10 protein-coding genes and 1 pseudogene are annotated in these 14,851 nt (G+C 64.6%); 5 read left to right on the top strand and 6 right to left on the bottom strand.

Annotated features, from left to right (window positions below):
- Positions 1–11: 11 nt before the first annotated feature.
- Together EN846_RS01455 and EN846_RS01460 are read right to left on the bottom strand one after the other, a co-directional pair.
- A complete protein-coding gene (locus EN846_RS01455) occupies positions 12–1,019 on the bottom strand; it encodes an ABC transporter permease subunit (RefSeq protein WP_126056743.1) in 1,008 nt (335 codons plus the stop codon).
- Positions 1,020–1,065: 46 nt separating this feature from the next.
- On the bottom strand, positions 1,066–2,664 hold the full coding sequence (locus EN846_RS01460; protein ID WP_127282839.1) for an ABC transporter substrate-binding protein: 1,599 nt from the start codon (positions 2,662–2,664) through the stop codon (positions 1,066–1,068).
- A 469-nt stretch (positions 2,665–3,133) separates the two neighbouring features.
- Between EN846_RS01460 and EN846_RS01465 the strand changes: the two genes are divergently transcribed.
- Together EN846_RS01465 and EN846_RS01470 are read left to right on the top strand one after the other, a co-directional pair.
- A complete protein-coding gene (locus tag EN846_RS01465; protein ID WP_135898882.1) occupies positions 3,134–5,170 on the top strand; it encodes a long-chain fatty acid--CoA ligase in 2,037 nt (678 codons plus the stop codon).
- A gap of 77 nt (positions 5,171–5,247) precedes the next feature.
- Positions 5,248–5,881: pseudogene (locus EN846_RS01470) on the top strand (50S ribosomal protein L11 methyltransferase).
- Here the strand turns inward: EN846_RS01470 and EN846_RS01475 are convergent.
- Both EN846_RS01475 and pgi read right to left on the bottom strand, forming a co-directional pair.
- On the bottom strand, positions 5,865–6,587 hold the full coding sequence (locus EN846_RS01475; protein ID WP_127282841.1) for an HAD family hydrolase: 723 nt from the start codon (positions 6,585–6,587) through the stop codon (positions 5,865–5,867). The pseudogene EN846_RS01470 and the gene EN846_RS01475 sit on opposite strands and share 17 nt — an antisense overlap.
- Positions 6,588–6,592: 5 nt before the next feature.
- The gene (gene pgi, locus EN846_RS01480) at positions 6,593–8,236 is read right to left on the bottom strand and encodes a glucose-6-phosphate isomerase (RefSeq protein WP_127393562.1); all 1,644 of its coding nucleotides are present in this window, start codon (positions 8,234–8,236) and stop codon (positions 6,593–6,595) included.
- Positions 8,237–8,630: 394 nt separating this feature from the next.
- Here pgi and EN846_RS01485 point away from each other — a divergent pair, with 394 nt between their 5' ends.
- Both EN846_RS01485 and EN846_RS01490 read left to right on the top strand, forming a co-directional pair.
- The gene (locus tag EN846_RS01485; protein WP_127309567.1) at positions 8,631–10,124 is read left to right on the top strand and encodes a PLP-dependent aminotransferase family protein; all 1,494 of its coding nucleotides are present in this window, start codon (positions 8,631–8,633) and stop codon (positions 10,122–10,124) included.
- A gap of 202 nt (positions 10,125–10,326) precedes the next feature.
- Positions 10,327–11,916, top strand: coding sequence for a trimethylamine methyltransferase family protein (locus EN846_RS01490; RefSeq protein WP_127392617.1), 1,590 nt, complete (start codon positions 10,327–10,329; stop codon positions 11,914–11,916).
- A gap of 15 nt (positions 11,917–11,931) precedes the next feature.
- On the opposite strand, the gene EN846_RS01495 is transcribed toward EN846_RS01490, so the two are convergent.
- Positions 11,932–12,330, bottom strand: a complete 399-nt coding sequence (locus EN846_RS01495) for a hypothetical protein (RefSeq protein WP_127392618.1) — start codon at positions 12,328–12,330, stop codon at positions 11,932–11,934.
- A gap of 167 nt (positions 12,331–12,497) precedes the next feature.
- Between EN846_RS01495 and EN846_RS01500 the strand changes: the two genes are divergently transcribed.
- Positions 12,498–12,917: a GFA family protein gene (locus EN846_RS01500; RefSeq protein WP_127282846.1), complete on the top strand. Its 420-nt coding sequence runs from the start codon at positions 12,498–12,500 to the stop codon at positions 12,915–12,917.
- A gap of 88 nt (positions 12,918–13,005) precedes the next feature.
- Here EN846_RS01500 and EN846_RS01505 read toward each other — a convergent pair whose 3' ends face one another.
- Positions 13,006–14,811: an IlvD/Edd family dehydratase gene (locus tag EN846_RS01505; RefSeq protein ID WP_127309569.1), complete on the bottom strand. Its 1,806-nt coding sequence runs from the start codon at positions 14,809–14,811 to the stop codon at positions 13,006–13,008.
- Between the last annotated feature and the right edge of the window lie 40 nt (positions 14,812–14,851).

A 14,851-nucleotide genomic window follows, 5' to 3' on the forward strand; every position in this document is an offset into this window, starting at 1 on the left:
CGACTGGCTCATCACGCGGCCCTGATGCGCGGGTTGATGACGGCATAGAGCACGTCGACGATCAGGTTCACGGCCATGACGATGAGGGCGATCAAAAGTAAGCCTGACTGCACGACGACGTAGTCGCGCTTGAAGATGGAATCGACCATCCACTTGCCGATGCCCGGCCAGGCGAAGATCGTCTCGGTGAGGATGGCGCCGGCAAGCAGCGTGCCGACCTGCAGGCCGATGGTGGTGACCACCGGGATCAGCGCGTTGCGCAAGGCATGCACGCCGATAACCCGCGCCGACGACAGGCCCTTGGCGCGCGCAGTGCGGACATAGTCCTCGCCCAGCACCTCGAGCATGGCCGAGCGCGTCTGGCGGGCGATCACCGCCAGCGGGATGGTGCCGAGCACGATCGCCGGCAGCACGAGGTGACTCAGCGCCGAGCGGAAGGCATCCCATTTGCCGTAGAGGATGCTGTCGATGGTCATGAAACCGGTGATCGGCTTGAAGAAGAACTGCAGGCCCATGCGGCCGGAGACCGGCGTCCAGCCGAGATAGCCGGAAAAGAAGATGATCAGCAGCAGGCCCCACCAGAAGATCGGCATCGAATAGCCGACAAGGGCTGTGCCCATCAGCGACTGGTCGAACCACGAGCCGCGCTTGACGGCCGCGAAGATGCCGGCCGGGATGCCGAGCACCATGGCGAAGATCATGGCGAAGAACGACAGTTCCAGCGTTGCCGGGAAGAGCGTCTTGAACTCCTCGATAACCGGCCGCTTGGACGAGATGGAAACGCCGAAATCGCCGGTGGCGACCTCGCCGACATAGCGCGCATATTGCTGCCAGATCGGCAGATTGTAGCCGAACTGTTCCTTGAGCTCTTCATAGCGCGCGGGCGTCACGCCATGCTCGCCGGCCATGGCGAGGATGGGATCGCCGGGCAGCAGCCTGACGAAGGCGAAGGCACAGATGGTGATGCCGACCAGCGTCGGGATCAGAAGTGCGATTTTGTTGAGAAGATATCGGAGCATCTTGAAAAAAGGGGCGGCGCCGAACGGCGCCGCCCGCTCTAGAGTTCTATTCGGCCTTGTCGGTGCCGTCGAAGCGGTGGATGCCGAGCGGGTCCATCATGAAGCCGCTGACATTCTTGCGCACGACCGCATAGACCTGGCTGTGCGCCAGAAGGAAGGCCGGGGCCTGCTTCTGGAAAACAACCTGCGCCTGCTCGTAGAGCTTGGTGCGCTCGGCCAGGTCGCTGGTCTTCTTGGCCTTCTGGATCAGGTCCTCGAAGTCCTTGTCGCACCAGCTGGAGTAGTTCGACACGCCAATCGCCGAGCAGGCGAAAAGGGTGGCGAAGAAGTTGTCCGGATCGCCATTGTCACCGGTCCAGCCGATCTGGAAGGCGCCGGGGCGTTCCTTCTTCTTGCCTTCCTCGCGGTACTTGGTCCACTCGTAGTTGACGATCTCGGCCTTGACGCCGACCTTGGCCCAGTCGGCCTGGATCAGCTCGGCGGCGCGCTGGAAGTTCGGGTTGTACGGGCGAACGCGGTCGGAAGCCCAGAGCTGGATTTCCTTCAGCCCGGCGTCGGCCAGCACTTTCTTGGCGGCTTCCGGATCATAGGAATCGAACTTCACGTCCTTGTTCCACGACCACATGGTCGGCGGGATCAGGTTCTGGGCAGCCGTGGCGCCGGCGTCCTGGAACAGCGACTTGATCAGCGCTTCCCGGTCGATCGCCTGGTTGAGCGCGTGGCGAACCTCGGGCTTGTCCAGCGGCGGGATCGTCGTGTTGTAGCTCATGTAGCCGATGTTAAGGCCGGCCTGGTCGAGCAGGGTGACGTCCTGGTTGGCCTTGATCGTGCCGATGTCGGCGGGGTTCGGATAGGGCGCGACGTCGCATTCGCCGGCCAGCACCTTCTGGATGCGCGCGGTGGCATCGGGCGTGATGGCGAAGACGAGATCGTCGATCTTTTCCTTGCCCTTGAAGTAATCCGGGTTGGCCGCGTAGCGGATGACCGAATCCAGCTGGTAGTCGACGAACTGGAACGGACCGGTGCCGATCGGCTTGGTCGAGAAGTCGGCCATCTTGCCGTCCTTCGCGAGCTGGTCGGCATATTCCTTCGACACGATCGAGGCGAAATCCATGCCGAGATTGGCCAGCATCGGCGCGTTCGGCTCGGTCAGCGTCAGCTTGACGGTCAGGTCATCGACCTTTTCCCACTTGGCGACGTATTTCGGCATGTCCATGCCGGTGTAGTAGTCCCAGGTCAGGTTCGGCAGATACTTCTCGCCGTTCCAGGGGTTTTCCTTGTTGAACTGGCGATCGAAGGAGAAGACGACGTCGTCGGCGTTGAGGTCGCGGGTCGGCTTGAAATAGTCAGTGGTCTGAAACTTCACGCCCGGATGCAGGTGGAAAGTATAGACCAGGCCGTCGTCCGAGATTTCCCACTTGTCGGCGAGGCCGGGCTCGATCTCGGTGCCGCCATGCTTGAATTCGACAAGGCGCGAATAGACCGTGCGCGAAGAAGCGTCGAAATCGTTACCGCCCGTCGTCGTACCCGGGTCGAAATTGGCCGGCGATGCTTCCGAGCAATAGACCAGCGTCTTGGCGTTGGCCACGCCACTGAGGACGCTTGCAGCCAGCAACGCGGCTGCAAAAGTCAGTTTCTTTTTCATTGAGCACTCCCTGATGTTCTGCCAAGCCCCTCTAGCAGGCTCGCGAAGCGCGCATATAAGCACCGTTTTTCTGGCTTTGGAACACCCCGTTTGCGTACCCCATGGGAAGCAGGAAAAGAATCCGAAATCTCCTAAAATGCCGAAAGAAATTAGCATGATTTTCCGCTCACGTTAATGTTAACGATCGCATTTTTTTATTGATCGGCGCCTTCGCGAAATCGGCGCGGCGCGGCTTCCTTCGCGCGGGCCGCTGTTCGGGAAGCTGCGTTCCGGGCGCGGGAGGACGGAAGGATTTCGACGGCAAATCTTTGGGCTTCTGCCGCAAGGGCAAGACTTGCACGGCCAAGGATAGTCGCAATACATAGACGGCACGCCGGATTTCTTGAGGAATCCGCAACCATTGCGGCGGAGGACGCTTCTGTCATTCAGAGGCGGCGCGGCACGAGTGAACGACGACGGGAGGGACAGGGTGGCGAAGGCAGCGAAAACCACGGCTCCGGCCAAGACGAAGGCCGCGTCAAAGCCGGCCGCCGGGTCCGGCAAGACGGCGCCTGCGGCCAAGGCGAAGGCGGCCACCCCCGTGAAGCCCGCCGCAAAAGCCCCGGCCAAGGCCGCCGCGGGAAAGGCCGCCAACCCTGCCACAACGAAAACTCCTGTCGCGACGAAAACTCCAGCCGCGGCCAAGCCGGTGCCGGCCAAATCCGCTGCGAAAAAGCCCGCTGCCGCAAAGCCGGCCGCGAAGGCAGTTCCGACAAAGGCGGTCCCGCCAAAGCCGGCCGTGAAACCGGCGCCGGCCAAGAGGTTGCCGAAGGCGCTGACGGAGCTTGCCGCCGGCCTGCCGGAAAAACCGTGGCTGTCGAGCTACTCGAAGAACATGCCAGCCGAGATCGGGCCCTTGCCCTACGGCTCGATCGGCGACTTCCTGGTCGGCGCCTGCAAGCAGTTTGCCGGCCAGCCGGCCTTCGTCTGCATGGGCAAGGCCATCACCTATGCCGAGCTCGAGCAGCAGTCGGCCGCCTTCGGCGCCTATCTGCAGTCGAAGGGCCTGCAGAAGGGGGCGCGCGTGGCGCTGATGATGCCCAACGTGCTGCAATACCCGGTGGCGATGATGGCGGTGCTTCGCGCCGGCTTCACCGTGGTCAACGTCAACCCGCTCTATACGCCGCGCGAGCTCGAGCATCAGCTGAAGGATTCCGGCGCGCAGGCGATCGTCATCCTCGAGAATTTCGCCAACACGCTGCAGGCGGTGATCGCCAAGACCTCGGTCAAGCACGTCGTCGTCGCCGCCATGGGCGACATGCTCGGGGGCCTCAAGGGGACGCTCGTCAACTTCGTCGTGCGCCGGGTGAAGAAGCTGGTGCCGGCCTGGTCGCTGCCGGGCCACGTCAAGTTCAACGCCGCCCTGAAGGCCGGCGCCGGCCTCGCCTTCAAGCCTGCCAGCGTCAGCGCCGACGACATCGCCTTCCTGCAATATACCGGCGGCACCACCGGGATCTCGAAGGGCGCGATCCTCTTGCATTCCAATGTGCTTGCCAATGTCGCGCAGAACGCGCTCTGGCTGCAGGACGCCTATGCGGTGAAGCCGAAGCCGGCGCATCCCAATTTCATCTGCGCGCTGCCGCTCTACCATATCTTCGCGCTGACGGTGAACGCGCTGATGGGCATGCAGCAGGGCGCGCAGAATGTGCTCATCCCCAATCCGCGCGACATTCCAGGCTTCGTCAAGGAGCTGGAGAAATACCCGGTCCACATCTTCCCAGGCCTCAACACGCTGTTCAACGCGCTGCTCAACAATGAGGATTTTCGCAAGCTCGACTTCAAGCCGCTGATCCTGACGCTGGGCGGCGGCATGGCGGTGCAGAGGGGTGTGGCCGAGCGCTGGAAGGCGCTGACCGGCTGTCCGGTCACCGAAGGCTACGGGCTTTCGGAAACCTCGCCGGTGGCGACCGCCAACAAATTCAGCGGCGGCGACTTCACCGGCACGATCGGCCTGCCGCTGCCGTCGACCGAGATCGCCATCCGCGACGACGACGGCAACAACGTGCCGCTCGGCGAAGTCGGCGAAATCTGCATCCGCGGGCCGCAGGTGATGGCGGGCTACTGGAACCGGCCGGACGAGACCGCCAAGGTGATGACCAAGGACGGGTACTTCAAGTCCGGCGACATGGGCTTCATGGACGAGCGCGGCTACACCAAGATCGTCGACCGCAAGAAGGACATGATCCTGGTCTCCGGCTTCAACGTCTATCCGAACGAGCTGGAAGAGGTCGTTGCCCAGCATCCGGGCGTGCTGGAAGTGGCGGCGATCGGCGTGCCGGACGAGCATTCGGGCGAAGTGCCGAAACTGTTCGTGGTCAGGAAGGATCCGGCGCTGACCCTCGAGACGCTGACCGCCTATTGCCGCGAGAATCTGACCGGCTACAAGCGGCCCAAATACATCGAGTTCCGCACCGAATTGCCGAAGACACCGGTGGGCAAGATCCTGCGGCGGGCGCTGCGGGGATAGGCACGAGCTTGAACGATCATCCTGCAGGCAAGGCGACGCCTACCCGTCCCGATCCGGCGGGGTTTATCAAGGCGAACATGCGCCTTGCGGCTGTCGCCGCGCTTCCGGAAATCCAGATCTTCAGCGCCCATCCCGGCAGCGGGCTGCGGCGGCTCGTCGATCCTGACGACGAAGACGCTGCCGCGCCAGAGCCGCAGCCGCCCTATTGGGCCTATGCCTGGGCCGGCGGCACCGTCCCGTTACATAATCGACCGGCCGCAAACGGTTGCGGGGCGCCGTGTGCTCGATCTCGGCGCCGGCTCGGGCCTGGTCGGCATCGCCGCGGCAAAGGCCGGAGCGCGCGCGGTGATCGCCGCCGAGATCGACCGCAACGGCATCGTCGCGCTCGGCCTCAACGCGGCGGCGAACGGCGTCGCCATCACGGTGATCGGCGAAGACGTCACCGCCGGGCCGCCACCGGCAGTCGACCTGGTGCTGGCCGGCGACGTGTTCTACGGGCATGAGGTGGCGAGGCGCGTGATCCCCTTCCTCGACCGCTGCCTTGCCACCGGCATCGAGGTGCTGGTCGGCGATCCGCGCCGCACCGACCTGCCGCTCACGCGGCTCAAACTTCTTGCCGAATATAGGGTGCCGGATTTCGGCGATGCCAAAGGCACGGCGTCGAGCCCGAGCGGGGTCTTCTCGTTCGAGGCGGTCAGATCGTCTCCTTGACCCTCGCGGCGAGGAAATCCGGCAGGTCGGCAACCGAGTTGAGCACGACATCGGCGATCGCCGACAGCGATTCACGCGTGCCTGTGCCGGAAAGCACGCCGACCGCCAGCCCGCAGCCGCCGGCCCGCGCCATTTCGAGATCGTGGCGATTGTCGCCGACCATGGCGATCTCGGCCGGCTTCAGCCCGGTCAGGTCGGAGAAGGCGAGGATGGTGTCCGGCGCCGGCTTCGGCCTGGCCACCGAATCATAGCCATAGGCGGCGTCGAAAAGCTGCGCCACGCCGAGCGTCACCAGCGTCTTTTCCGCGCCACTGGTCGAATCGTTGGTGGCGACGCCAAGCCGGTAGGATCGCCTGTGCAGGACGGCCAGCGTCTCGACGATGCCCGGCAGCGCCACCGCCATGCTGGAGCCTTGCACCGAGGTGATCTCGTTGAAGCGGGCGACGGCCAGCATCTGGTCCTCCTCGGAGAGCCGCGGGAACCAGAGCTCGACGACATCCATGTTGGTGCCGGAGGCAAAGATCGAATCGGGCTTGAAGCGCTTGCTGAGGAAATCGAAGCCGGCTGCCGCGAGCAGCCTGTCTGCCTTCCAGCGGTCGCCCTCGGCGGCATCCATGGCCATGAAGTCGGCAATGCCGAGCCATGTCGCGTTGAAATCGACAAGCGTTCCGTCCTTGTCGAACAATATGCCTTTGATCTCCGCCAAGCCTGTCACTCCGATCCGCGCAATCGGTGAATGTGTCCCACCAGACCAGCAGTCGAGGCATCCCGCTTTGCGGCATTCTCCTTGCCTTCCACGACAGGCAGCAGACCGGTTGCCAGTTCCTTGCCGAGTTCGACGCCCCACTGATCGAAGGAATTGATGTTGAACAGCGTGCCCTCGACGAAGACGCGATGCTCGTAGAGCGCGACCAGGCGGCCGAAGGTGCGCGGATCGACCTTGCGGTAGAGAATGGTCACAGAGGGGCGGTCGCCGGAGAAGACCCGGTGCGGGGCGATCCTGTCGACGTCGGCCGGCTTCATGCCCTTGGCCAGCATCTGCGCGCGCGCCTCCTCCAGCGTGCGGCCCTTCATGAACGCTTCCGACTGCGCCAGGCAGTTGGCGAGCAGGAGATCGTGGTGATGCTTCAGCTCCGGCTCGTGGCCGACAGCGGCGGCGAGGAATTCGACCGGGATGAAGTCCGTGCCCTGGTGCAGCAGCTGGAAGAAGGCGTGCTGGCCGTTGGTGCCGGGCTCGCCCCAGACCAGCGGGCCGGTGGGCGTGGTGACCGCGCCGCCATCCAGCGTCACGCTCTTGCCGTTCGATTCCATGTCGAGCTGTTGCAGATAGGCCGGCAGCCTGGAGAGCCGCTGGTCGTAAGGGATCACGGCGCGGGCCGGATATCGGCAGACGACCCGGTGCCACCAGCCGATCAGGCCCAGCAGCGCCGGCAGGTTCTTCTGCAGGGGTGCGGAGCGGAAGTGCTCGTCCATCTCGTGCGCGCCGTCGAGGACGGCGCGGAAATTCCGCGGGCCGATGGCGATCATCACCGGCAGGCCGATCGCGCTCCAGACCGAATAGCGGCCGCCGACCCAGTCCCAGAAGCCGAACACGCGATCGGACGCGATGCCGAACTTCGCCACCAGGTCGAGCGCGGTCGAGACGGCGGCGAAATGCTTGCCGACGGCTTCCTTGCCCAGCGCCTTCTCCACCCATCGGCGCGCCGTCTCGGCATTGGTCATCGTCTCGACCGTGGTGAAGGTCTTGGAGGCGACGATGAACAAAGTGGTTTCGGCCGACAGGTCCTTCAGCGTGTCGTGGATGTGGGCGCCGTCGATGTTGGAGACATAGTGCGCGCGCGGGCCGTCATGATAGGGCGCCAGCGCCAGCGTCGCCATCACCGGGCCGAGGTCGGAGCCGCCAATGCCGATGTTGACGATGTCGGTGATCTTCTTGCCGGTGGCGCCGGCCGCCTTGCCGGAGCGGATGGCATCGGCGAAGGCGCCCATGGCGTCGAGAACGGCGAGAACCTCGGCCTTGGTATCCTGGCCATCGACCACGACGCCCTTGCCGGTCAGGTTGCGAAGCGCCGTGTGCAGCACGGCGCGGCCTTCGGTGATATTGATCTTCCTGCCTTCGAACATGGCGGCGCGGCGACCCGCCAGATCGGCGGCTCCGGCGAGCTTCTCCAGCATCGCCATCGTGTCGGCGTCGACCGCGCATTTCGACCAGTCAAGCAGGAGATCGCCGTCGCTGGCGGAAAACGTCTCGAAGCGTTTGGGATCAGCCGCGAAAGCTTCACGCATCGTGCCTTTGGCCGCCGCGCGATGTTCGCGCAAGGCGGCGACTTGCTTGTCGAAGGATGATTGATCCAATGCGGGCTCCTGGCGGGTTTTTGAACCTATCTTAACAGGCCGGATGTTTCCGGCGCATGTCGTCGCGACATTCTATCGAGCCGATTCCATTTCATTCAAGGGCGGCATTGCCGCACTGCATCACGCTTTGATGACGGACTGCATCACGCTTTTATGATGCCTTGCATTACCCGGCGACGGAGGATGCGACGACGCTGCGCGTCGCTCACCAACCGGCAGGCCGCGACGCAGGCGACGACGCTGCGCGTCGCGCAATGGATCACATTCGTGACCAATGGATCACTGGCATAAATCCCAGCGATCAGAAAAATTGATTGGCGCAACCCCTTGTGCCACCCCTACACTCGACTGGTCCAGCCAAATACAAAAAGCTGGCCATCGAGGAAACTCTTCCATGCCACAGCGCAACGACACGGCCATATGGTCCGGCCTGTTCCGGATTTCGGCTGAATCCGGCCAGACCCTGCAGGCGCAGATCCGCCAGGCGATCGTCGCCGCCATTCTGGACCGGCAGATCGCCGCTTCCATGCCGCTTCCTTCCTGCCGCATCCTGGCCGAAAAACTGGGCGTCGCCCGCGGCACCGTGGTGCTCGCCTTCCAGCAGCTCGTCGACCAGGGCTTTCTGGTGGCGCGCGAGCGGCGCGGCCATTTCGTCAATCCGGACGTGCTGGCCACCCCCGCCAAGCCGCACCAGAAGGCGCCCGACCAGCAGAACGAGATCGACTGGAAGGCGCGCCGGCAGATCGCCGCCAGCGACATGCCGCCGCCGGCCAAGCACGACAACTGGATCAAGTCGTCCTACCCCTTCGTCTACGGCCAGTTCGATCCGGCGCTGTTCCCGACGGCCGAATGGCGCGAATGCAACCGCATGGCGCTCGCCGTGCTGGAGATCCGCAACTGGGCATCCGACATGGTCGACCGCGACGATCCGCTCTTGATCGAGCAGATCCAGGCGCGGCTCTTGCCGCGGCGTGGCATCTTCGCCAATCCGGACGAGATCATCGTCACGCTCGGCGCGCAGAACGCGCTTTACATGCTCGCCTCGCTGCTGATGACCAAGGGCTCGAAGGTGGCGATGGAGGATCCGGGCTATCCCGACGCGCGCTCGATCTTCCGGCTTGCGGGCGCCGACATCCAACCGGTTCCGGTCGACCAGTCCGGCATCGTGACCTCTTCGATCCCGCAGGATTCCGGCTTCGTCTTCGTCACGCCCAGCCACCATTGCCCGACTATGGTGCCGTTGTCGGCCGAGCGCCGGCAGGACCTCCTGGCGCGGGCCAACCGCCACAACCAGATCATCATCGAGGACGGCTATGACAGCCAGTTGCTGGACGAGGCGCCGCAGCAGGCGCTGAAGAGCCTCGATCGCTCAGGCCGCGTCATCTATGTCGGCTCGATGTCGAAGACCCTGGCGCCGGGCCTCAGGCTTGGCTACATCGTCGCCTCGGCCGGGCTGATCGCCGAGTTGCGCGCGCTGCGCCGCTTCATGCTCAGGCACCCGCCGGCCAACAACCAGCGGGCGGTGGCGTTGTTCCTGTCGCTCGGCCATCACGAGGCGCTGGTGCGGCGCCTGTCCAGCGCCTTCGACGAGCGGCGCAAGCGTCTGGTCCATGCGATTTCCGCTTTCCTGCCCGAGTGGCGCTCGACCGACTCGGCCGGCGGCACATCGCTCTGGCTCGAGGGGCCGCGCGGCACCGACTCGCGGGGCCTCGCCGAAGCGGCCGCCTCGCGCAGCGTCATCATCGAACCCGGCGACCGCTTCTTCGACCGCACCGAAAAACCGTCGCGTTTCATGCGCTTGGGCATTTCCTCGATCGCGCTGCAACACATCGAGCCCGGCATTCGGGAACTCGCCACCGCGGCCGGCCGCAGACCCGCGGCCGCCTGATCATCAACTGACGCTGAATTCCCAAAGAGAGCCGGCCTTCGCCGGCTCTCTTTGCTTTAGCGCTCTGGCATATTCGACGGAGCTGGCTGGCTCATAGGCTGTGCCAATGCCGGCGGCATAGTCGAGCCATAAGGGGACGAAGCAGGGCCGATGGTGGACCAACCGCCGCGTCCCGCCTCGCAGCAAAAGGTGGAGTGCTTCCATGTCAGTGGCTCTTGAGAAGCAGGACGCTTCGGCCGACCAGCGGTCGCGGCGATCCGGCGGGCGCGAAGCGCGCCGTGCGATGCGGGCGGCACCGCTTGCCGACGACATCAGGCCGGTGCGGCCGGGCCTCGAAGGCGGCAGCTATGGGCCGCTCAGCGAAAACGACCGAGAGCGCATCCATGAGGCGGTGCTGACGCTGCTGGAAACGGTCGGCTTCGCCAACGCGATACCCTCCTGCATCGAGGCGCTGACCAGGATTGGCGCGACCTATGGCGACGATGGCCGCATCCGCCTGCCGCGGGCGCTCGTCCTCGACACGATCAAGAATGCGGCCCGGCATTTCACGCTGCACGGCCAGGACCCCAAGCACGACATGGTGATCCAGGGCAAACGCGTGCATTACGGCACGGCGGGCGCGGCCGTGCATCTGGTCGACGTCGAGAAGCGCGAATACCGCGAGTCCCAATTGCAGGACATCTACGACGCCGCGCGCCTGGTCGACGGCCTCGACAACATCCATTTCTTCCAGCGCACCATGGTGCCGCGCGACATTCCCGATCCGCTGGAGATGGACTTCAACACGCTCTACGCCTGCGTGATGGGGACCGCCAAGCATGTCGGCACCTCGTTCACGGTGCGCGAGAACGTCAAGCCGGCGCTGGAGATGCTCTATGCGATCGCCGGCGGCGAGGAAAATTTCCGCGCACGCCCCTTTGTGTCGAATTCCAACTGCTTCGTCGTGCCGCCGATGAAGTTCGCCGAGGACGCCTGCGGCGTGCTCGAGGCCTGCGTCGAAGGCGGCATCCCGATCCTGCTTCTGTCGGCTGGCCAGGCCGGCGCCACGGCGCCGGCGGCGATTGCCGGGGCGGTGGTGCAGGCGGTCGCGGAAGTGCTGATGGGCCTGGTTTATGTCAACGCCATCAAGCCCGGCCATCCGGCGATCTTCGGGACCTGGCCGTTCGTCTCCGACCTTCGGACCGGCGCCATGTCCGGCGGCTCGGCCGAGCAGGCCGTGCTGACCGCCGCCTGCGCGCAGATGGCGCAATATTACGACCTGCCGGGCGGCTCGGCGGCCGGCATGACGGATTCGAAACTGCCCGACATCCAGTCCGGCTACGAGAAGGGCATCACCAATGTGATGGCCGGCCTCTCCGGCCTCAACCTGGTCTATGAGTCGGCCGGCATGCATGCCTCGCTGCTCGGCTTCTGCCTGGAAAGCCTGATCATCGACAACGACATGCTCGGCCACTGCCTGCGCTGCGTGCGCGGCATCGAGGTGACCGACGAGGCGCTGTCGATCGACACCATCGCCGATGTCTGCCTGAAGGGCCCCGGCCACTATCTCGGCAACGAGCAGACGCTGAAGCTGATGCAGACCGAATATTTCTATCCGGCCATCGGCGACCGCTTCTCGCCGAAGGAATGGAACGAGAAGGGCCGGCCCGACATCCTGCAAAGGGCGATCGCCGAGAAGAAGCGCGTGCTTGCCGAGCGCTTCCCGCGCCACGTGCCGAAAACGGTCGACGACAAATTGCGCGCCCGCTTCGGCGAGATGATCAAGCTGCCGCGCGGCGGCATGGGCGGCTAGGCCGGGTTGAGCATCCTACTCCGCGCTTAGGCCGAAGCGCTCCACCACCTCGGCGCTGATCAGCTTTGCATGCAGCGCCATCAGCACGATCTGCGCATCGAGGCTGTCGCCGGTCTCGAGCGCGTCCTCGATGCGGCGCTCCGCGTCCAGCCTGCGCTCGCGGCCATTGGCCTGTTCGAACGTCTCCGGCCCGGCAACGCAATAGCCGAACAGCTGCGCGAGCGAGGCGTAGGCCTGCGCCGGCGGCTCGTCCGGCCAGTGATCCTTCATCAGATTGACGATGGTGAGCTTGACGCCCTCCGGCACGAGCGCGGGATGGAGGTCGGCGCCGCGCAAGGCGGCATCGAGCGTCCGCAGATCGCCCGAGCGGCCGAACATGCCGAGGAAGCCTAGGGAAGAGCGCCGTTTCGTCATGGATGGTCCTGTCCGTTTGCCAGCATATGGCATCGCGCGCGCCGTTTTGCACAAGACGACGTATTGCCCAGAGGAGCCGGGCGCCTATCTGGCGGGGCTATGGTCACAATCTGATCTGGTTTCGCGGAGGCCACAGAGGGACCAGAGCAAATTCTGTGAGGAGTGCCATGAAGAAGACCTATCACGGCAGTTGCCATTGCGGCGCTGTGCATTTCCAGGCCGATCTCGACCTCGCCGAGGGCATTCGCAAATGCAATTGCAGCTTCTGCTGGAAACTTGGCTACCGCAAATCCTTTACCGCCTACCAGGCGCTCAGGGTGACGGAAGGCAGTGACCGGATGCGGGACTACAAGGCTAGCCCGTCCAACTGGCCGGAAGGCGACATCAACCACTATATGTGCCCGAACTGCGGCGCGAATGTCTTCTCGCGCGGCTATCTCGATTTCATGGGCGGGAATTTCTGGGCTGTGAACGTCGCCTGCCTGGACGACGTCAGCGAGGAGGAACTCGCTTCCGCACCGATCATCTACGAGGACGGTAAACGCAACAGGCAGGACCAGGCGCCGGAGATCACCGGTTACCTGTAAGCACAGCGGGACAGCAGCCCTGGGTAAGCAAAAACGGCGGCTTGATCCACGATCAAGCCGCCGTTCGCGCGAGCGAGGTTGCCGGCGCTCAGTGGTTGTCGCGGGGCACACCCCTGGTGTGCGCGACATCCTGGTACTTCACCGCCGGCTTCAGCACCATGCCGGCGTCAAACTGGTCGACGATGCCGCGCTGGATCTCCTGCCACGGCGTCTGGTGCTGGGGATAATGGAAGCCGCCATTGCCCTGGAGCGCGGCGCGCCGCCTGGCGATCTCCTCGTCGCTGACGAGGATGTTGGCCGAGCCCTTCTTCAGGTCGATGCGGACGCGGTCGCCGCTCTTGAGCAGCGCCAAGCCACCGCCTATCGCCGCCTCCGGCGAAGCGTTGAGGATCGAGGGCGAGCCTGACGTGCCCGACTGGCGGCCGTCGCCGATGCAGGCCAGCGAATGGATGCCCTTCTTGATGAGGTAGGCCGGCGGCTGCATGTTGACCACCTCGGCGCCGCCGGGATAGCCGACTGGGCCGGCGCCGCGCATGAACAGGATGGTGTGCTCGTCGATGCCTTGCGCCGGATCGTCGATGCGGGCGTGGTAGTCCTCCGGGCCGTCGAAGACCATGGCGTTGCCCTCGAAGGCTTCGGGATCCTTCGGGTTGGACAGATAGCGCTGGCGGAATTCCGGCGAGATGCCGCTGGTCTTCATGATCGCGGAGTCGAACAGGTTGCCCTTCAGGTTGATGAAGCCGGCATTGGCCTTCAGCGGCTTGTCGACGCTGTGGATGACCTCCAGGTTTTCGTTGGCGGCATCGCGGCAATTGTCGCCGATCGACTTGCCGTTGGCGGTAACCGCATCCGGATGCGGCAAAAGCCCGCCCTTCAGCAGTTCGGCGACGACCGCCGGAACGCCGCCGGCGTGGTGATAGTCCTCGCCGAGATATTCGCCCGTCGGCTGCAGATTGACGATGAGCGGCACGTTGAGGCCGACCTTCTGCCAGTCGTCATTGTCGAGCGGCACGCCGAGATGGCGGGCAATGGCGTTGAGGTGGATCGGCGCATTGGTCGAGCCGCCGATGGCCGAGTTGACGACGATGGCGTTCTCGAACGCCTGGCGCGTCATGATGTCGGACGGCTTGAGGTCCTCATGCACCATGTCGACGATGCGCTTGCCGGTCTCGTAGGCGATCTGGCCACGCTCGCGATAGGGCGCGGGGATGGCGGCCGAGCCCGGCAGCTGCATGCCGAGCGCCTCGGCCAGCGAGTTCATGGTGGTGGCGGTGCCCATGGTGTTGCAGTAGCCGGTCGACGGCGCCGAGGAGGCGACGATGTCCATGAACTCGTCGTAATTGATCTCGCCCGCCGACAGGCGCTGGCGCGATTCCCACACGATGGTGCCGGAACCGGTGCGCTTGCCCTTGTGCCAGCCATTCAGCATCGGGCCGACCGACAGCGCGATGGCCGGGATGTTGACGGTGGCGGCGGCCATCAGCAGCGCCGGCGTTGTCTTGTCGCAGCCGATGGTCAGCACGACGCCGTCGAGCGGATAGCCGTAGAGCACCTCGACAAGGCCGAGATAGGCAAGGTTGCGGTCGAGCGCCGCGGTCGGGCGCTTGCCGGTCTCCTGGATCGGATGGCACGGGAACTCGAAGGGAATGCCGCCCATCGAGACGATGCCCTCGCGCACGCGCTTGGCGAGCTCGAGATGATGCCGGTTGCAGGGCGACAGATCCGAGCCGGTCTGGGCGATGCCGATCAGCGGCTTGCCCGACATCAGCTCGGCGCGCGTCAGTCCGTAGTTCAGGTAGCGCTCGAGATAGAGCGCCGTCATGCCCGGATTGTCGGGATTGTCGAACCACTCCTGCGAGCGAAATTTTTTCTTCTTGGTGGGGGCGCCGGCCATCGTGGTCTCCGTATTTGTATGACAAATCGATATGACAATG

The sequence above is a fragment of the Mesorhizobium sp. M4B.F.Ca.ET.203.01.1.1 genome, assembly GCF_004791025.1.
Taxonomy (GTDB): domain Bacteria; phylum Pseudomonadota; class Alphaproteobacteria; order Rhizobiales; family Rhizobiaceae; genus Mesorhizobium; species Mesorhizobium abyssinicae.

What these genes read in the sequence shown, in the direction of transcription:
- EN846_RS01455 (WP_126056743.1), bottom strand. Translation starts at nt 1,019, where the DNA reads ATGCTCCGATATCTTCTCAACAAAATCGCACTTCTGATCCCGACGCTG.
- EN846_RS01460 (WP_127282839.1), bottom strand. Translation starts at nt 2,664, where the DNA reads ATGAAAAAGAAACTGACTTTTGCAGCCGCGTTGCTGGCTGCAAGCGTC.
- EN846_RS01485 (WP_127309567.1), top strand. Translation starts at nt 8,631, where the DNA reads ATGCCACAGCGCAACGACACGGCCATATGGTCCGGCCTGTTCCGGATT.
- EN846_RS01490 (WP_127392617.1), top strand. Translation starts at nt 10,327, where the DNA reads ATGTCAGTGGCTCTTGAGAAGCAGGACGCTTCGGCCGACCAGCGGTCG.
- EN846_RS01495 (WP_127392618.1), bottom strand. Translation starts at nt 12,330, where the DNA reads ATGACGAAACGGCGCTCTTCCCTAGGCTTCCTCGGCATGTTCGGCCGC.
- EN846_RS01500 (WP_127282846.1), top strand. Translation starts at nt 12,498, where the DNA reads ATGAAGAAGACCTATCACGGCAGTTGCCATTGCGGCGCTGTGCATTTC.
- EN846_RS01505 (WP_127309569.1), bottom strand. Translation starts at nt 14,811, where the DNA reads ATGGCCGGCGCCCCCACCAAGAAGAAAAAATTTCGCTCGCAGGAGTGG.